This window comes from Bradyrhizobium sp. CCBAU 51765 (assembly GCF_015291725.1).
GTDB lineage: Bacteria > Pseudomonadota > Alphaproteobacteria > Rhizobiales > Xanthobacteraceae > Bradyrhizobium > Bradyrhizobium liaoningense.
Genome location: NZ_CP030038.1, coordinates 4,450,287 through 4,466,089, shown reverse-complemented (window position 1 = coordinate 4,466,089; position 15,803 = coordinate 4,450,287). Strand labels below are relative to the sequence as shown.

The following is a 15,803-nucleotide window of genomic DNA, read 5'->3' as shown; positions in this document are numbered from 1 at the left end:
GCCACCTGGCGCGTTGGCATTATAAGATGTGTCCCTCTGGCACAAGATCGGCAGGCCAGGGCGGGTCTCTTGAGGACGCTGATCCATGATGTTGACGGCACTCGGTTTGATGAGCGGCACCTCGCTGGACGGGGTGGATGTCGCGCTGATCGAAACCGACGGAAAACAGGTGAAGGCGTTCGGGCCGACCGGCTACCGGGCCTACAGCCCGGCAGAGCGCAACCTGCTGCGCCAGGCGCTGAGCGAGGCCGTGCATCTGCAGCAACGCGACGCCCGCCCGGGCATTCTGGCCGATGCCGAGCGCGCGGTGACGCGGGCCCATGCCGAGGCGGTCACCGCCTTCCTCGCCCAGAACCGCATGAGGCCGGAGGACATCGACATCGTCGGCTTCCACGGCCAGACCGTGCTGCACCGGCCCGAGAAGCGGCTGACGGTGCAGATCGGCGATGGGTCGGCACTGGCCAAGGCGATCCATATTCCCGTCATGTATGATTTCCGCGCGGCCGACGTCGAGGCCGGCGGGCAGGGGGCGCCCTTCGTGCCGGTCTACCACCGGGCGCTCGTCCAATCGCTGCAGCGCGAGGGGCCGATCGTCGTGGTCAATATCGGCGGCGTCTCCAACATCACCTATATCGACGGCAACGATACGCTGATCGCTTGCGACACTGGCCCCGGCAATGCGCTGCTGGACGATTTCATGTACCGCACCATGAACCAGGCGTTCGACGCGGAAGGAAAGTTCGCAGCGCTCGGCAAGGTGGATGAAGCGTGGATCGCGCGGGCGCTGGAGCTGCCCTTCTTCGCGCTGCCGCCGCCGAAATCGCTCGACCGCAACGATTTTGCCGCCCTGAAGCTCGGCGACGTCGCGCCGGCCGATGGTGCCGCGACGCTGACCGCCTTCACCGCTGCCGCGATCGCCCGCATCATTCCACTGTTGCCGCGGCGACCGCGGAACTGGATCGTCTGCGGCGGCGGTGCCCGCAACCTAACCATGCTGCGGATGCTGCGGGAGCGGGTGGGTTCGGCGACCGTCGAGGCCGCCGACACGCTGGGCTGGGCCTCCGATGCCATCGAGGCGCAGGCCTTCGGCTTCCTCGCCGCCCGCGGCCTGAAGGGCCTGCCGTTGTCCTATCCGTCCACCACGGGCGTGCCGATGCCGATGACCGGCGGGGTCATGGCGCGGCCCTGAGATCGCGGCCAATCAATGCAGATGCATTGATCTTGACGAGTTTATGCAAATGCATCTAGATTGGATGCATCTGCATCTAACCGCCGGGATCACGCCATGACCGCCTCGCTCAAACTGATCAGCCACAAGCTTTGTCCCTACGTGCAGCGCGCCGTGATCGCGCTGAAGGAGAAGGGCGTGCCATTCGAGCGGATCGACATCGATCTCGCCAGCAAGCCAGACTGGTTCTTGAAGCTGTCGCCGCTCGGCAAGGTGCCGGTGCTGGTGGTGACGACCGAGAGGGGCGAGGTCGCGCTGTTCGAAAGCAACGTCATCTGCGAGTACATCGAGGAGACGCAAGGGGGTGCGAAGCTGCATCCGGCGGATGCTTTGAAACGCGCCGAACACCGTGCCTGGATGGAGTTCGGCTCGGCGATCCTCGGTGATCTCTGGGGCCTGGAGACGACGACCGATCCGACGACGTTCGAGAACAAGCGTCAGGCGCTCGCGGCGAAATTTGCGCGCGTCGAAGCCGCGCTCGGCGCAGGTCCATTCTTTGCCGGCGACGCGTTCAGTCTCGTCGACGCCGTGTTCGCGCCGATCTTCCGCTATTTCGATCTGTTCGACGAACTGACCGAGCACGGCATCTTCCGCGATGTGCCGAAGGTCCGTGCGTGGCGCGCCGAGCTCGCGAAACGTCCGAGCGTGCGCAGCGCGGTCGGCGCGGACTATCCGCAATTGCTGCGCGCGTTCCTCGTGCGGCACGACGCGCATCTGCTCAAGCTTGCGGCCTGAGCGCACGCCGACGTCGCCGTGCTGATGGGGATCGTCGCGCTCAAGCTGGCTTGAGCTGCACCCTTCACCGCACGTTGGCGAGACGCATGTCCAGATACGCCGTGATGGTTTCCATCAGCGGCTCCAGCTTGGCGTCGAAGAAATGGTTGGCGCCAGGGATGATCTGCTGGTCGATCACGATGCCCTTCTGCGTCTTCAGCTTCTCGACCAGCGTGTTGACGTCCTTGGGCGGCACCACCGCGTCCTTCTCGCCATGCACGATCAGGCCCGACGACGGGCAGGGCGCGAGGAACGAGAAGTCATAGAGGTTCGCGGGCGGCGCGATCGAGATGAAGCCTTCGACCTCAGGGCGGCGCATCAGCAGCTGCATGCCGATCCAGGCGCCGAAGGAGAAGCCGGCGACCCAGCAGGCGCGCGCTTCGGGATTGATGGTCTGCGCCCAGTCGAGCGCGGCGGCAGCATCAGACAATTCGCCGGTGCCGTGGTCGAACGAACCCTGGCTGCGGCCGACGCCGCGGAAATTGAAGCGCAGCACCGAGAAGCCGCGATGCGCGAAGGCGTAGTAGCACTGGTACACGATCTGATGGTTCATCGTGCCGTGGAACTGCGGATGCGGATGCAGGATCATCGCGATCGGCGCGTTCTTCTGCTTGGCCGGGTGATAGCGGCCTTCGAGACGGCCCGCAGGGCCGGTAAAAATGACTTCAGGCATGGATGTCTCTGATTGAGTCCCTTGGAGGTGATCCCTGCACAATCAACCGACTGTGGCTCCATCAGCGTTGCGGCCGACGGGAGCACGAATGAGGGTGGAGAGGCGCGCCCTCGGATGATGCGCGAGTGGCGCGCAGGTGAACTGACGCGCGCGTTCTAACACGAGGCAAGGGTCAAAAAGCAAGCTTCTTCGACATCTCTCAATGGGCTCAAGAGCTTAGTCAGTCATGGCAGCGTCATCTCAGCCTGCCCCTGATCGGGACCTGCCCGAGGTCAACCGGAGAACGGCAGAAGCCGGCCGCTCTGCCGGAGGGCAGCGCTCAACCAATTGGAATCACGACTGTTTCGCCGGTCGATCGGCAATGTTGATTCCGGAGGCGGTTCGGCTTCCAAGCGAGGCGACCGCCGGCCGGTAACGTCGGCTGCCCCCGAGCGACTGCCCGTTGTCGAAGGCGAGCTCGAAATCTCCGGAAGGCTTGAGGTCCACGCCGTGCACCCGGTCGAGATTGGCAAGCCTGGTCCGGTGAACGCGAACGATGGAGAATCGCGCCAGCTCGCTTTCCGCGGCCGCCAGCGTGCCCCGGATCAGGTGCTGGGTGCCGTCGGCGAGGCTGTATTCGATGTAGTTGCCGGCGGACGCGACCCAGAGGATGTCGTGCGGCATCACGCGAACGCGGCTCGTACCGTCGCGCAGCCAGATCACATCCGGCGATGAAGCCTGTTGGGGGGGCGGTGGTGTCGGCGGAGCGGCCACGGCGCTCTTCAGCTCGCGGCGGCTTTCGAACAGCCAGATCGTGCCGGCGATCAGGACGACCGCCACGGCATCCTTGCGGAATTCGTAAAGGACCGTCGCAAGCGAAAAACGGAAATCGTAGGCGCCTCCGGCGAGCCAGAGCGCAAGCTTCCGCACCCAGACCATGCCGGTGATGTGGAGCGCCGAAAAGCCGAGCAGGGTGATCGCCCCGATTACTGCGCGGGCGGCAAGGCCGGGCGTTCGGCGCATGCGGCGGACCGCCAGCACCAGCATCGGCAGCAGCAGCAGGACGACGGCAATGCTCGACATCTCCCAGAACAGCCGCCGGCCGATGTCGTAGCTGTCGCCGCGCCAGGCGGCGTCCTGAGCGCCCGAAAACGCGTTGACGATTCCGGTCGCGAGCGCAACCGCCGCAATCGCGGCGAACATCGTCCGGTCGCCGCTGGTCCCAAAAGGCCCGCGACTCGTCCCGGCCGCGGACGGCTCGTCCCCCCGCGTCCGATTCTGATCCCAAACCGGCTCGACGTGCGCCGCCGGCGGAGCATTTTCGGTGTCAGCAGCCATGGCCCGGAAACCGCGTTCGTCGTCCCGTCAAGGAGCAGAATACCATGACAACACCACAGCAGTTCCAAAGCTCGGACAGGCGCATCGATCTGGACTGGGTGCGGATTTTAGCCTTTGGGCTGCTGATCTTCTACCACGTCGGCATGCTCTACGTGTCCTGGGGATTTCACATCAAGAGCGTGCACCGGCTCACCTGGCTGGAACCGGTGATGCTGTTCCTCAACCCTTGGCGGCTGTCGCTTCTGTTTCTGGTCTCCGGGGTTGCCACGCGCTTCATGCTGGACAAGTCGAGTCTTGCCTCGATGGCCGGTGCGCGGTCGGCGCGGCTCTTGATCCCGCTGATCTTCGGCATGCTCATTATCGTGCCGCCGCAGTCCTACCTCCAGATCGTCGAGACACTCGGCTATTCCGCCGGCTTTTTCGATTTCTACACCCGGCACTATTTTGCCTTCGGGGCCCAGTTCTGTCCGAACCCCTGCATCGTGTTGCCGACCTGGAACCATCTCTGGTTCGTGGTCTATCTGTGGGTCTACACGATGGCCTTGCTCGGCGTGCTCGCGCTTTGGCCGGCCGGCGCCGACTGGCTCAGCCGCAAGCTGGCCGTCTTGCTCGCGGGGCCATCGCTTCTGATCGTGCCGTGCCTGCTGTTTGTGGCCTGGCGTCTGGTGCTGTTCCCGGCCTTCCCGTCCACGCATGCGTTGTTCGGTGACTGGTACAACCACGCGGACCACGCCACGGCCTTTCTGATCGGCTTTCTGCTGGCGAAGCAGGAAGGAATCTGGCGCAACGTCGAGGCCCGGCGCTGGGTGGCATTGGTCGCTGCGGCCGTCTGCTTCTCGGCCTTCATCCTGGTTCGCGCCGGTCTGTTTGCGCCATCGCCGGCGCTGAAGTGGGGCGCCGCCTCGGCCTATGGTGGCTACCAATGGCTCGCGATTGTAGCCGTGCTGGGCTTTGCGCGGCGCTACTTCACAGCCGACGGCGCCGCGCGCCGCTATCTGACCGACGCGATCTTCCCGTATTACATCGTCCATCAGACCGCGATCATCGTGATCGCCCATCAATTGCATGACACCGGTATGCCGGCCGGAATCGAGGCGTCCATCGTCATCATTGGGACCGCACTCACATGTGTGACGACCTATGAAATCGTCCGGCGCATCGCCTGCCTGCGACCGCTGTTCGGATTGCGGGCGGTGCCGCGGATGGTTCTCAGGACGGAGCAGCACCAGCCGGTCTGATACGCTCCGTCCGATTGGCCCGCTGGCAAAAGGTGCTAAGAGGGCGAGATGCCGACACGTGTCTATCTCGACTGGAACGCGACCACGCCGCTGCGCCCCGAGGCCCGGGCGGCGATGCTTGCGGCCTATGACCTCGTCGGCAATCCGTCATCGGTCCATGCCGAAGGGCGGGAGGCGCGACGGTTGGTCGAGGAGGCGCGCGCCGCGCTGGCGGCCGCGGTCGGCGCGCTGCCGCGGAACGTCGTTTTCACCTCCGCTGGAACCGAGGCCAATGTGCTGGCGCTCTCGCCGGGTCTGCGGGGGCCGTCGGGAGGCCCCGTCGAGCGGCTGCTGGTCTCGGCGGTCGAGCATGCCTCGGTGCTGGCCGGTGGCCGGTTCCCGCCGGACAGGATTGGCCTGATCCAGGTCACGCGCTCCGGCGTGGTCGACCTCACGGATCTGAAGGCACAGCTCGAGGACGGTCCGCCAGCTTTGGTTTCAATCATGGCCGCCAATAACGAGACCGGCGCGCTCCAGCCCGTCGCTGAGGCCGCAAGCGTCGTCCATGGGGCCGGCGGGCTCCTGCACGTCGATGCGATCCAGGCACTCGGTAAAATCCATTTCGATATCAATAAGGTAGGCGCAGACCTTGCCACCTTTTCTGCGCACAAGATCGGCGGCCCCAAGGGGATCGGCGCGTTGGTGATGACCGAGGGGATCGTCGGCCTGGAGCCGGTGCTGCGGGGCGGCGGGCAGGAGCTCAGCCGTCGGGCCGGAACCGAGAATGTCGCGGGGATCGCCGGCTTCGGGGCGGCGGTGAAGGCCACGCTTCAGGCTCTGCCGGAGGATGTGAAGCGAATGGTAACCCTCAGAGATCGTTTGGAAAATGGTCTTCGTGGCGTTGCCGGAGCGACGGTCTTTGCGGATGACGTGGAGCGGATACCCAATACCGTGCTCTTCACCGCGCCGGGTTTGAAGGCCGAAACCGCCGTCATCGGCTTCGACCTGGAGGGGATCGCCGTCTCCTCCGGCTCCGCCTGCTCCTCCGGCAAGGTCCAGCCCTCCCACGTCCTGTCGGCCATGGGCTATGACCCCGCGGTCGCACAGGGAGCGGTGCGCCTCAGTCTGGGCTGGTCCACGGAACCTGAGCACATCAACAGGGCGTTAGAGGCTTGGCGAAAGCTTGGTAATACCCTACTTAAGGGCTAAGCGACGAAACACGGCTCGAACGGTTCTAAGCCCCGTGCTTTCCGCAGAGAAATATCGTAATACTCGACCGAGTTTGATCCACCGCGGTCCTTGAAACCGCGAGCGGAGGATGGAATGCCAGCCGTACAAGAGACGGTCGAGCGCGTGAAGCGCATCGACGTCGACCAGTATCGTTATGGGTTTGAGACCCTGATCGAGTCCGACAAGGCCCCCAAGGGTCTGTCGGAAGAAACCGTCAAGTTCATCTCCGAGAAGAAGAACGAGCCCGCCTGGATGCTGCAATGGCGGCTGGAGGCCTATCGGCGCTGGCTGACCATGACGGAGCCGACCTGGGCCCGCGTCGACTATCCCAAGATCGACTTCCAGGACCTCTATTATTACGCGGCGCCGAAGCCGAAGAAGACCGTGTCCTCGCTCGACGAGATCGATCCGGAGATCCTGAAGACCTACGAGAAGCTCGGCATCCCCCTGCGGGAAGTCGCCATGCTCGAAGGCGTCGAGCCCAAGCCCGGCGAGGAAGACCCGGCCCGCCGCAAGATCGCGGTCGATGCCGTGTTCGATTCGGTCTCGGTGGCAACCACGTTCAAGGCGGAGCTGAAGAAGGCCGGCGTGATCTTCATGCCGATCTCGGAGGCGATCCGCGAGCATCCTGAACTGGTGCAGAAATATCTGGGATCGGTGGTTCCGACTTCGGACAATTTCTACGCGACGCTGAACTCGGCGGTGTTCTCCGACGGCTCTTTCGTCTACGTGCCGCCGGGCGTGCGCTGCCCGATGGAGCTGTCGACCTATTTCCGCATCAACGAGCGCAACACCGGCCAGTTCGAGCGCACCCTGATCATCGCCGACAAGGGCGCCTACGTCTCCTATCTCGAAGGCTGCACCGCGCCGCAGCGCGACGAGAACCAGCTGCACGCCGCCGTGGTCGAGCTCGTCGCGCTCGACGACGCCGAGATCAAATATTCGACGGTGCAGAACTGGTATCCCGGCAATTCGGAAGGCAAGGGCGGCATCTACAATTTCGTCACCAAGCGTGGCGACTGCCGCGGCAACAATTCCAAGATCTCCTGGACCCAGGTCGAGACCGGGTCTGCGATCACCTGGAAATATCCGAGCTGCATCCTGCGCGGCGACAATTCGCGCGGCGAGTTCTACTCGATCGCGATCTCGAACGGCTATCAGCAGGTCGATAGCGGCACCAAGATGATCCATCTCGGCAAGAACACGACGAGCCGGATCATCTCCAAGGGCATCGCCGCCGGCAAGTCGCAGAACACCTATCGCGGCCTCGTCACCGCGCACCGCAAGGCGCTAGGGGCGCGCAACTTCACGGCCTGCGATTCGCTGCTGATCGGCGACAAATGCGGCGCGCACACCGTGCCGTACATCGAGGCGAAGAACTCCTCGGCGACGTTCGAGCACGAAGCGACCACCTCGAAGATCTCCGAGGACGTGCTGTTCTACTGCATCCAGCGCGGCCTTTCGCAGGAGGAGGCCGTCGGCCTCGTCGTCAACGGCTTCGTCAAGGACGTGCTGCAGCAGCTGCCGATGGAATTCGCGGTGGAAGCGCAGAAGCTGATCTCGATCTCGCTCGAAGGGTCGGTCGGCTAACTCGGACCTCATCCTGAGGAGGCCGTGCAGCGGCCGTCTCGAAGGATGGATACCGGAAAGATTGTTGGCCTCAATCCTTCGAGACGCGCCTTGCGGCGCTCCTCAGGATGAGGGGATAGATGGAAAAACATGATGGCTTTACTTGAAGTGAAAGACCTCAAGGTTCGTGTCGAGGAGCGTGAGATCCTCCATGGGCTGACGCTGACCGTGAACGAAGGCGAGGTGCACGCGATCATGGGGCCGAATGGCTCCGGCAAGTCGACGCTCTCGCACGTCATCGCCGGCAAGCCCGGCTATGAAGTTACCGACGGCCAGATCCTGTTCAAGGGCGAGGACCTCCTGGAGATGGCGCCGGAGGAGCGCGCCGCGAAGGGCGTGTTCCTGGCATTTCAGTATCCGGTCGAGATACCCGGCGTTGCCACCATGACCTTCCTGCGCACCGCGCTGAACGCGCAGCGCAAGGCGCGCGGCGAGAGCGAGTATTCGACGCCTGACTTCCTCAAGAAGGTCCGCGAAGTCTCGAAGTCGCTGAACATCCCGCAGGACATGCTCAAGCGCGGCGTCAATGTCGGATTCTCCGGCGGCGAGAAGAAGCGCAACGAGGTGCTGCAGATGGCGCTGTTCGAGCCGAGCCTGTGCATCCTCGACGAGATGGATTCCGGCCTCGACATCGACGCGCTGCGCATTGCGGCCGACGGCGTCAATGCGCTGCGCTCGCCCAAGCGCGCGATGGTCGTGATCACCCACTATCAGCGGCTGCTCAACTACATCGTGCCCGACGTCGTGCACGTGATGTCGAGAGGCCGCGTCGTGAAGAGCGGCGGCAAGGAGCTGGCGCTGGAGCTGGAGGCGTCCGGTTACGCCCAGTTCGAGGCCGCGTAAGGATTTTGAAGATGAACGTTGCTGTGGCAAAGACCGGAGGCGGCCGTGCGGTGAGCGACCTGTTCGCCAGCGCCGAAGGCCGCTTGTCGGCATCGCCTGATGTGATCGCGGCGCGCCGCGAGGCGTTCGAGAGCTACGAGCGCCTCGGCCTGCCGCACCGCCGGATCGAGGAATGGAAATATACCGATCTGCGCGCGCTGGTCGGCGAGGTGCTGCCGCTGGCGGCCGCGCCCGATGCGGCCGCGCTGAAGCGCGCCTCGGACGCGGTGAAGGCGCATGCGATCGAAGGCGCCCGCAAGCTGGTGTTGGTCGACGGCGTGTTCGCGGCCGAGCTCTCCGACGTGAAGGCGCTCGCATCCGAAGTGAGCCTCATGACGCTGCGGGAGGCGCTGCAGAAGGATCCCGGCGTCCTGAAGACCGTATCCACCGACGCCGTAATCGCGCTGAATGCGGCGCTGGCGACCGACGGCGTAGTGCTGTCGATTGCGGATGGTGCGCAGCTCTCTGCGCCGGTCCAGGTCGTCCATGTGGCGACCGCCGCGTCGGTCTCGGTCTTCACTCGCTCGCAGGTGAAGGTCGGGAAGGGTGCCCGCGCCACCATCATCGAGAGTTTCGTCGCGGCCGGCGCAAAGACCTATCAGGTCAATGACGCCGTCATTATCGCGGTCGGCGACGACGCCGACGTCGCCCATATCCGCCTGATGGACGACGCGCCCGATGCGGTGAACATCACCTCGCAGTTCGTCACCGTCGGTGCCAACACCAAGCTCAATTTCTTCAACATGACCAGCGGCGCCGCGGTCAGCCGTTTGCAGGGCTTCATCACGCTGGCGGGCGAGGGCAGTGAGCTCTCCATCAACGGCGTGAACCTGTTGCAGAAGACCGAGCATGGTGACACCACGCTGGTGGTCGACCATGCCGTGCCGAACTGCGTCAGCCGCGAGATCTTCCGCGCCGTGATCGACGACCGCGCCCATTCGGTGTTCCAGGGCCGCATCATCGTCCGTCCCGACGCGCAAAAGACCGACGGCAAGATGATGACCCGCGCGCTGCTGCTCTCGGACGAGGCCGAGGCGGACAACAAGCCCGAGCTCGAGATCTTCGCCGACGACGTCTCCTGCGGCCACGGCGCCACCGCCGGCGCGCTGGATGACACCTTGTTGTTCTATCTCAAGGCGCGCGGCCTGCCGGAGAAGCAGGCCCAGGCGCTGCTGATCCAGGCCTTCGTGGGCGAGGCGATCGAGCAGATCGCCGACGATGGTTTGCGCGAGCATGTGATCGGCATGGCCGAGCGCTGGCTGGAGCGGCGGTCATGAGCACCCATCCGGCAGTCAAGAACGGCGCCTATGACGTCGCGCGCGTGCGCCAGGATTTCCCGGCGCTCGCTTTGCAAGTCTACGGCAAGAAGCTGGTCTATCTCGACAACGCCGCCTCGGCGCAGAAGCCGCAGTCGGTGCTCGACCGCATGACGCAGGCCTATACGAGCGAATACGCCAATGTGCATCGCGGCCTGCACTATCTCGCCAATGCCGCGACCGAGGCCTATGAGGGCGGCCGCACCAAGGTGGCGCAGTTCATCAACGCCCCCCGAACCGAAGAAGTGATCTTCACCCGCAACGCGACGGAGGCGATCAACCTGGTCGCGTCGTCCTGGGGTGGCCCGAATATCAAAGAGGGCGACGAGATCGTCATCTCGATCATGGAGCACCACTCCAACATCGTGCCGTGGCATTTCCTCAGGGAACGCCAGGGTGCCGTGATCAAATGGGCGCCGGTCGACGACGAGGGCAATTTCCTCATCGACGAGTTCGAGAAGCTGCTGACGCCGAAGACCAGGCTGGTCGCGATCACGCAGATGTCGAATGCGCTCGGCACCATCGTCCCGGTCAAGGACGTCGTGAGAATCGCCCGCGCCCGCGGCATTCCGGTGCTGGTCGACGGCAGCCAGGGCGCGGTGCATCTGCCGGTCGACGTCCAGGATCTCGGCTGCGATTTCTACGTCTTTACCGGTCACAAGGTGTATGGCCCGACCGGCATCGGCGTGCTCTGGGCCAAGTACGACCACCTCGTCGCGATGCGCCCCTACAATGGCGGCGGCGAGATGATCCGCGAGGTCTCGCGCGACATCGTCACCTACGGCGACCCGCCCCACAAGTTCGAAGCCGGCACCCCGCCCATCGTCGAGGCTGTCGGCCTTGGCGCCGCCATCGACTATGTCAATTCGATCGGCAAGGAGCGCATCGCCGCGCACGAGCACGATCTCACCGCCTATGCCCAGGAACGCCTGCGCGAGATCAACTCGCTGCGGCTGATCGGCACGGCGCGGGGCAAGGGCCCGGTGATCTCGTTCGAGCTCAAGGGCGCGCACGCCCATGACGTCGCCACCGTGATCGACCGCCAGGGCATCGCGGTGCGCGCTGGCACCCATTGCGTGATGCCGCTTTTAGAGCGGTTCAACGTGACCGCGACATGCCGGGCCTCGTTCGGCATGTATAATACGCGGGAAGAAGTCGATCATCTGGCACAGGCGCTGCTGAAGGCGCGGGATTTGTTCGCATGAGTGACACGGCCGAAATCAAAGCCAATCCGATGGAGACCCATTCGGCATTGCCGCCGGAGGAGACCGAGCGGCTGACCCGCGAGATCATTGCCGGGCTCAAGACCGTGTTCGACCCGGAAATCCCGGCCGACATCTACGAGCTCGGCCTGATCTACAAGGTTGAGATCAAGGACGACCGCTCCGTCGACGTGCAGATGACGCTGACGACGCCGAACTGTCCGGCCGCCGGCGAGCTGCCGACCATGGTGGAGAACGCGGTCGCCAGCGTCCCTGGCGTCGGCGTGGTCGACGTCAAGGTCGTCTGGGAGCCGCCGTGGTCGCCGGAACGCATGAGCGACGAGGCGCGGCTCGTGCTCAACATGTGGTGACGCCACCACCGGCATTGAATTCGCGTCGCAACGGACCACATCACTGATATGACCCAAATTTCGTCAGGCTCGACACCAGCATCCACTCCGAAGCCACGGCGGCCGCGCCCGCAGGTGATGCGGCTGACGGACGCCGCCGCCCAGCGCATCAGCGAGCTGACCCAGCGCGCAGATTCCGAGATCGTAGGTCTCCGCGTCGGCGTGAAGAATGGCGGCTGTGCCGGTCAGTCCTACACGGTCGAATACGCCCACGAGATCCGGCCGACCGACGAGGTCGTCGAGGACAAGGGCGTCAAGATACTGGTCGATCCCAAGGCCGTGCTGTTCCTGCTCGGCACCGAGATGGACTACAAGGCCGACAAGATGCAGGCGCAGTTCGTCTTCAACAATCCCAACCAGGTCTCCGCCTGCGGCTGCGGCGAATCGGTCGAGCTGCGGCCGGCCAAGATCGACGGGTAAGCCAAGCTCGCCCCAATCATGCTGCCGTCGTCCCGGCGAACGCCGGGACCCATACCGCGTGATCTCTCGATGATAGGCGGTGTCGGTACCAACGCTGGCACGATTGGCAGTCTTCGCTAAACTGCTCCCTGTGGTTATGGGTCCTGGCGCCAGTACGCAATTGCGCACAAGGCCGGGACGACGCTGGGGAGACAGTTCGGCGATGGACCGCGAATTCCTGATCGATCTGTTCGCTGATTTCGGCCCAGTCACCATCCGCAAGATGTTCTCGGGCCACGGCATCTCCGCCGACGGCGTCAATTTCGCGCTGTCCTTGCGCGCCGGCCTGTTCTTCCGCGCCGACGAGACGACCATTCCGGACTTCGAGGCCGAAGGCTCAAAGCCGTTCCAGTATTCGACCCGCGCCAAGACCGTGGTGGTCAATTCCTACTGGGAGTTGCCGGCACGCCTGTTCGATGATTCCGCAGATCTTGCACAATGGGCGAGGGCGGCCCTCGCCGCGGCCCAACGCGCCAAGGTGAAGAAGCGGCCGAAGGCGAAGAAGGCGGCGGCAAAGAAAGTGGAGCCGAAGAAGCCCGTTGCGAAGAAGCGTCCGGCCAGGAAGACCGCCAAGAAGGCGGTTGGCAGCGTGGGCAAAGCAAAGCGTGCCCGCCGTTCAGGATAGAGATGATAGGCACGGCTTGCGCGCCTATGGGCCCCCCGCCTACAGGAGCCCGGCGAAAACCTACGCCACGCGGCTGGGTGTCTCGGCCGCGTATTCCGGATCGGCTTCGCAGATCACGCGGTTGCGGCCATTGCGCTTGGCGGCGTAGAGGCAGGCATCCGCACGCTCGATCAGCGCGTCGGTGTCGTCGCCCTCCCTCAGCATGGAGACGCCGACGGAGATGGTGACGCGGCCGAGGATCTCGCCGGTCGACTTCTTCTTCAATTCCTTCGCCATCACGGCGCGACGGATGTGGTCGGCCACGGTGAGAGCCTGGCGCAGTGCGGTGTTGGGCAGCACGACCGCGAATTCCTCGCCGCCATAGCGTGCGGTGATATCCTGGCCCTTGATGGTCTGCTTCATCGAAAGGCCGACGAGCCGCAGCACCTGGTCGCCGGTGAGATGGCCGTAGGAATCGTTGAACGACTTGAAGTGATCGATGTCGAACAGCAGCAGCGACAGCGGCTCGCCCGAGGCGAGCGCGTTCTGCACGGCCATGCCGATCATGCGGTCGAAATATTTGCGGTTGCCGAGGCCGGTGAGGGGATCGGTCAGGCTCTCGGCGCGGATCGCTTCCAGGCTCTGCTGGAGATTGCTGATCTCGTTTTTCGACAGCGTGAGCCGGTCTTCCAGCGCCTTGTTGGTCTCGCGCATCTCGCTGGTCGAGCGCAGCAGGGCCTCGACGATCGTCTTGAGCTGGTCGCGGCTCTTGGCCGACGATAGTTTCTCGGTCGCGCCCGACAGGTTGGCGTCGTAGGCGCTGGTCATGCCGAGCGCGTCGCCCAGGACCTTCATCACGTCGTCGATCTCGCCGATGACGCGCGCGCCGACCTTGTCGATGCGGTCGGTGGTCTTGATGTGGGAGAGATAGGTCTCGTAGATCTGCTCGAGATCGGCTTCGGTCAGCTTGCCGCTGCGCGCCAGCGTCTCGTTGATGATCTTGTTGAGCGGCGCGTTGTAGCCGGTAGCGTAGACGTACCAGATCTCGTAGTTGCGGGGAATTGCCGTCTGCCGAAGCGATCGGATCTGACCGAGCGCCACCTCGGCGAACGCCATCGTGCGTTCGTGTTCATCGAGCACCTTGATCACGGAACATACCCCACAGCGGCCGGCGCGCCCCCGACCGCAGCAATGCTTAAATTATGTTCGTAGGCTAACGGACGATCGTGAACGCCCCGTAAATATACGTTCACGAGGGCGTCTAATAAGGTGTACGGCGGGTTTGCTCAACCGGAATCTGGAGCGCGTTGCGCTTCAGGCACCGGCGGGCGAGCGTACCGGCCGCAGCAGAAACGCCGGCAGATGCGAGTGATCGCCCGGCTCGGTGTCGACTTCGCGCTGGCGGCGCGGTTCGGGACGGCCGATCGAGGGGACATGCGAGATGTTGGCCTGCTGGCGCGCTTCGTGACGCGGCTCCGCCCGGCGCTTATCATCGGACCGATGCCGTGTTTCGGCGGGCTGTCGCGCCTCCGAAGGAGGCCTCGATTCGGAGGCGTGCCTTGCCTCGCCTCGCGCGTCGCGCGTCTCGTGGCTGCGCTCACGGTCGCGGCCGCGCTGCTGCGGCTTGCCGCGGCCGCCGCGTGAACGTTCACGGCCGCGCTGCTCGCGCGGACGCTCGCTCGCATCGGATGCCTCGGCTGCGACTTCGTAATCGCCCTCGGCGCGCGGAATGCTCTGGCCGATCAGCTTTTCGATCGCCACCATCGACTTCTGGTCGAGTGGTGTCACGATCGAGATCGCGGTGCCGGTGCGGCCGGCGCGGCCGGTGCGGCCGATACGATGAACGTAGTCGTCGGCGTGATGGGGAACGTCGAAATTGAAGACGTGGCTGACCTCGGGAATATCGAGGCCGCGGGCGGCGACGTCGGAAGCGACGAGCAGCGGCAGCTCACCCTTTCGGAATTGTTCGAGCGCGGCCGTGCGGGCCGACTGGTCCATGTCGCCGTGCAGCGCGCCGACGCTGAAGCCGTGCTTCTGAAGCGACTTGTGAACGATGGCGACCTCGCGCTTGCGATTGCAGAAGATGATCGCGTTCTTGAGGTCCTTGGCCTCCCGCAGCAGGCGGCGAAGCAGCTCGCGCTTCTCGTGCGCCTCGCGTCCGGCAGGCACCTGGGCTTGCGTGACGGTGACGGCGGTGGTGGCGGGCCTGGAGACCTCGATCTTCTGCGGATTGTGCAGGAAGGCTTCAGTGATGCGCCGGATTTCCGGCGGCATGGTCGCGGTGAAAAACAGGGTCTGCCGCGTGAACGGGACCAGCTTGCAGACGCGCTCGATGTCGGGGATGAAGCCCATGTCCAGCATGCGGTCGGCTTCGTCGATGACGAGCAGCTCGACACCGGTGAGCAGCAGGCCGCCGCGCTCGGTGTGATCGAGCAGGCGGCCGGGGGTTGCGATCAGCACGTCGACGCCGCGCATCAGCTTGGCATCCTGATCGCCGAAGGAGACGCCGCCGATCAGGAGGGCGACGTTGAGTTTCTGGCCGACGCCGTAGCGGTCGAAGTTTTCCTTCACCTGGGCCGCAAGTTCGCGGGTCGGCTCGAGGATCAGTGTGCGCGGCATGCGCGCCCGGGCTCGGCCCTTCTCGAGGATGGTGAGCATCGGCAGCACGAAGGCCGCGGTCTTGCCGGTGCCGGTCTGGGCGATGCCGAGCACGTCCTTGCGTGCGAGGACGTGAGGGATCGCCTGTTCCTGGATGGGGGTGGGATTGGTGTAACCGGTGGCCGCCACTGCGGCGAGGACTTTTTCGGATAGTCCGAGATTTGAAAAGGACATTGAGCCTCTGGTCGAAACCGCCGTTCGGAA

The 15,803-nt window shown here is 64.5% G+C and carries 15 protein-coding genes; 11 read left to right on the top strand and 4 right to left on the bottom strand.

The features are described from left to right. The first annotated feature begins 85 nt into the window (after nt 1-85). Both XH96_RS21430 and XH96_RS21425 read left to right on the top strand, forming a co-directional pair. A complete protein-coding gene (locus tag XH96_RS21430) occupies nt 86-1,189 on the top strand; it encodes an anhydro-N-acetylmuramic acid kinase (RefSeq protein WP_194387544.1) in 1,104 nt (367 codons plus the stop codon). A 96-nt stretch (nt 1,190-1,285) separates the two neighbouring features. Beyond that, nucleotides 1,286-1,963, top strand: coding sequence for a glutathione S-transferase family protein (locus tag XH96_RS21425; RefSeq protein ID WP_194387543.1), 678 nt, complete (start codon nt 1,286-1,288; stop codon nt 1,961-1,963). A gap of 64 nt (nt 1,964-2,027) precedes the next feature. Here XH96_RS21425 and XH96_RS21420 read toward each other — a convergent pair whose 3' ends face one another. Both XH96_RS21420 and XH96_RS21415 read right to left on the bottom strand, forming a co-directional pair. Next, a complete protein-coding gene (locus tag XH96_RS21420) occupies nt 2,028-2,675 on the bottom strand; it encodes an alpha/beta hydrolase (protein WP_024337874.1) in 648 nt (215 codons plus the stop codon). 333 nt (nt 2,676-3,008) lie between these two features. Then, nucleotides 3,009-3,857: a LytTR family DNA-binding domain-containing protein gene (locus tag XH96_RS21415; RefSeq protein WP_246789702.1), complete on the bottom strand. Its 849-nt coding sequence runs from the start codon at nt 3,855-3,857 to the stop codon at nt 3,009-3,011. A 179-nt stretch (nt 3,858-4,036) separates the two neighbouring features. On the opposite strand from XH96_RS21415, the gene XH96_RS21410 reads away from it, so the two are divergent. The 9 genes from XH96_RS21410 to XH96_RS21370 all read left to right on the top strand — a co-directional run bounded on the left by XH96_RS21410 (nt 4,037) and on the right by XH96_RS21370 (nt 12,962). Continuing rightward, nucleotides 4,037-5,230, top strand: coding sequence for an acyltransferase family protein (locus XH96_RS21410; protein WP_194387541.1), 1,194 nt, complete (start codon nt 4,037-4,039; stop codon nt 5,228-5,230). A 48-nt stretch (nt 5,231-5,278) separates the two neighbouring features. Beyond that, nucleotides 5,279-6,418 carry a cysteine desulfurase family protein gene (locus tag XH96_RS21405; RefSeq protein ID WP_194387540.1) on the top strand — a complete coding sequence of 380 codons (1,140 nt, stop codon included), beginning with the start codon at nt 5,279-5,281 and terminating at the stop codon, nt 6,416-6,418. Between the two features lie 114 nt (nt 6,419-6,532). Continuing rightward, nucleotides 6,533-8,029 (top strand): Fe-S cluster assembly protein SufB, encoded by a 1,497-nt coding sequence (gene sufB / locus XH96_RS21400; RefSeq protein WP_194387539.1) that lies wholly within the window; start codon nt 6,533-6,535, stop codon nt 8,027-8,029. Between the two features lie 132 nt (nt 8,030-8,161). Further along, entirely contained in the window at nt 8,162-8,911 is a 750-nt protein-coding gene (sufC, locus tag XH96_RS21395) for a Fe-S cluster assembly ATPase SufC (protein ID WP_035675958.1), read from the top strand. 11 nt (nt 8,912-8,922) lie between these two features. After that, complete coding sequence (sufD, locus tag XH96_RS21390) at nt 8,923-10,227, top strand: Fe-S cluster assembly protein SufD (RefSeq protein ID WP_194387538.1); 1,305 nt, start codon at nt 8,923-8,925, stop codon at nt 10,225-10,227. Continuing rightward, entirely contained in the window at nt 10,224-11,471 is a 1,248-nt protein-coding gene (locus XH96_RS21385; RefSeq protein ID WP_194387537.1) for a cysteine desulfurase, read from the top strand. Before sufD ends, XH96_RS21385 begins: the two co-directional genes overlap by 4 nt. Beyond that, nucleotides 11,468-11,839 carry an SUF system Fe-S cluster assembly protein gene (locus tag XH96_RS21380; RefSeq protein ID WP_018641712.1) on the top strand — a complete coding sequence of 124 codons (372 nt, stop codon included), beginning with the start codon at nt 11,468-11,470 and terminating at the stop codon, nt 11,837-11,839. The genes XH96_RS21385 and XH96_RS21380 overlap by 4 nt, the downstream gene beginning before the upstream one ends. A 48-nt stretch (nt 11,840-11,887) precedes the next feature. Then, nucleotides 11,888-12,298, top strand: coding sequence for an iron-sulfur cluster assembly accessory protein (locus tag XH96_RS21375; RefSeq protein ID WP_082822077.1), 411 nt, complete (start codon nt 11,888-11,890; stop codon nt 12,296-12,298). 202 nt (nt 12,299-12,500) lie between these two features. Further along, nucleotides 12,501-12,962 carry a TfoX/Sxy family protein gene (locus XH96_RS21370; protein WP_194387536.1) on the top strand — a complete coding sequence of 154 codons (462 nt, stop codon included), beginning with the start codon at nt 12,501-12,503 and terminating at the stop codon, nt 12,960-12,962. 60 nt (nt 12,963-13,022) lie between these two features. On the opposite strand, the gene XH96_RS21365 is transcribed toward XH96_RS21370, so the two are convergent. Next, nucleotides 13,023-14,090, bottom strand: coding sequence for a GGDEF domain-containing protein (locus XH96_RS21365; RefSeq protein ID WP_194387535.1), 1,068 nt, complete (start codon nt 14,088-14,090; stop codon nt 13,023-13,025). A gap of 165 nt (nt 14,091-14,255) precedes the next feature. Then, on the bottom strand, nt 14,256-15,773 hold the full coding sequence (locus XH96_RS21360; protein ID WP_194387534.1) for a DEAD/DEAH box helicase: 1,518 nt from the start codon (nt 15,771-15,773) through the stop codon (nt 14,256-14,258). Nucleotides 15,774-15,803: the final 30 nt, after the last annotated feature.

Coding starts and splice junctions, on each gene's coding strand:
- XH96_RS21385 (WP_194387537.1), top strand. CDS start 10,224: ATGAGCACCCATCCGGCAGTCAAGAACGGCGCCTATGACGTCGCGCGC.
- sufD (WP_194387538.1), top strand. CDS start 8,923: ATGAACGTTGCTGTGGCAAAGACCGGAGGCGGCCGTGCGGTGAGCGAC.
- XH96_RS21415 (WP_246789702.1), bottom strand. CDS start 3,857: ATGTTCGCCGCGATTGCGGCGGTTGCGCTCGCGACCGGAATCGTCAAC.
- sufC (WP_035675958.1), top strand. CDS start 8,162: ATGGCTTTACTTGAAGTGAAAGACCTCAAGGTTCGTGTCGAGGAGCGT.
- XH96_RS21375 (WP_082822077.1), top strand. CDS start 11,888: ATGACCCAAATTTCGTCAGGCTCGACACCAGCATCCACTCCGAAGCCA.
- XH96_RS21425 (WP_194387543.1), top strand. CDS start 1,286: ATGACCGCCTCGCTCAAACTGATCAGCCACAAGCTTTGTCCCTACGTG.
- XH96_RS21360 (WP_194387534.1), bottom strand. CDS start 15,773: ATGTCCTTTTCAAATCTCGGACTATCCGAAAAAGTCCTCGCCGCAGTG.
- XH96_RS21405 (WP_194387540.1), top strand. CDS start 5,279: ATGCCGACACGTGTCTATCTCGACTGGAACGCGACCACGCCGCTGCGC.
- XH96_RS21380 (WP_018641712.1), top strand. CDS start 11,468: ATGAGTGACACGGCCGAAATCAAAGCCAATCCGATGGAGACCCATTCG.
- XH96_RS21420 (WP_024337874.1), bottom strand. CDS start 2,675: ATGCCTGAAGTCATTTTTACCGGCCCTGCGGGCCGTCTCGAAGGCCGC.
- XH96_RS21410 (WP_194387541.1), top strand. CDS start 4,037: ATGACAACACCACAGCAGTTCCAAAGCTCGGACAGGCGCATCGATCTG.
- sufB (WP_194387539.1), top strand. CDS start 6,533: ATGCCAGCCGTACAAGAGACGGTCGAGCGCGTGAAGCGCATCGACGTC.
- XH96_RS21430 (WP_194387544.1), top strand. CDS start 86: ATGATGTTGACGGCACTCGGTTTGATGAGCGGCACCTCGCTGGACGGG.
- XH96_RS21370 (WP_194387536.1), top strand. CDS start 12,501: ATGGACCGCGAATTCCTGATCGATCTGTTCGCTGATTTCGGCCCAGTC.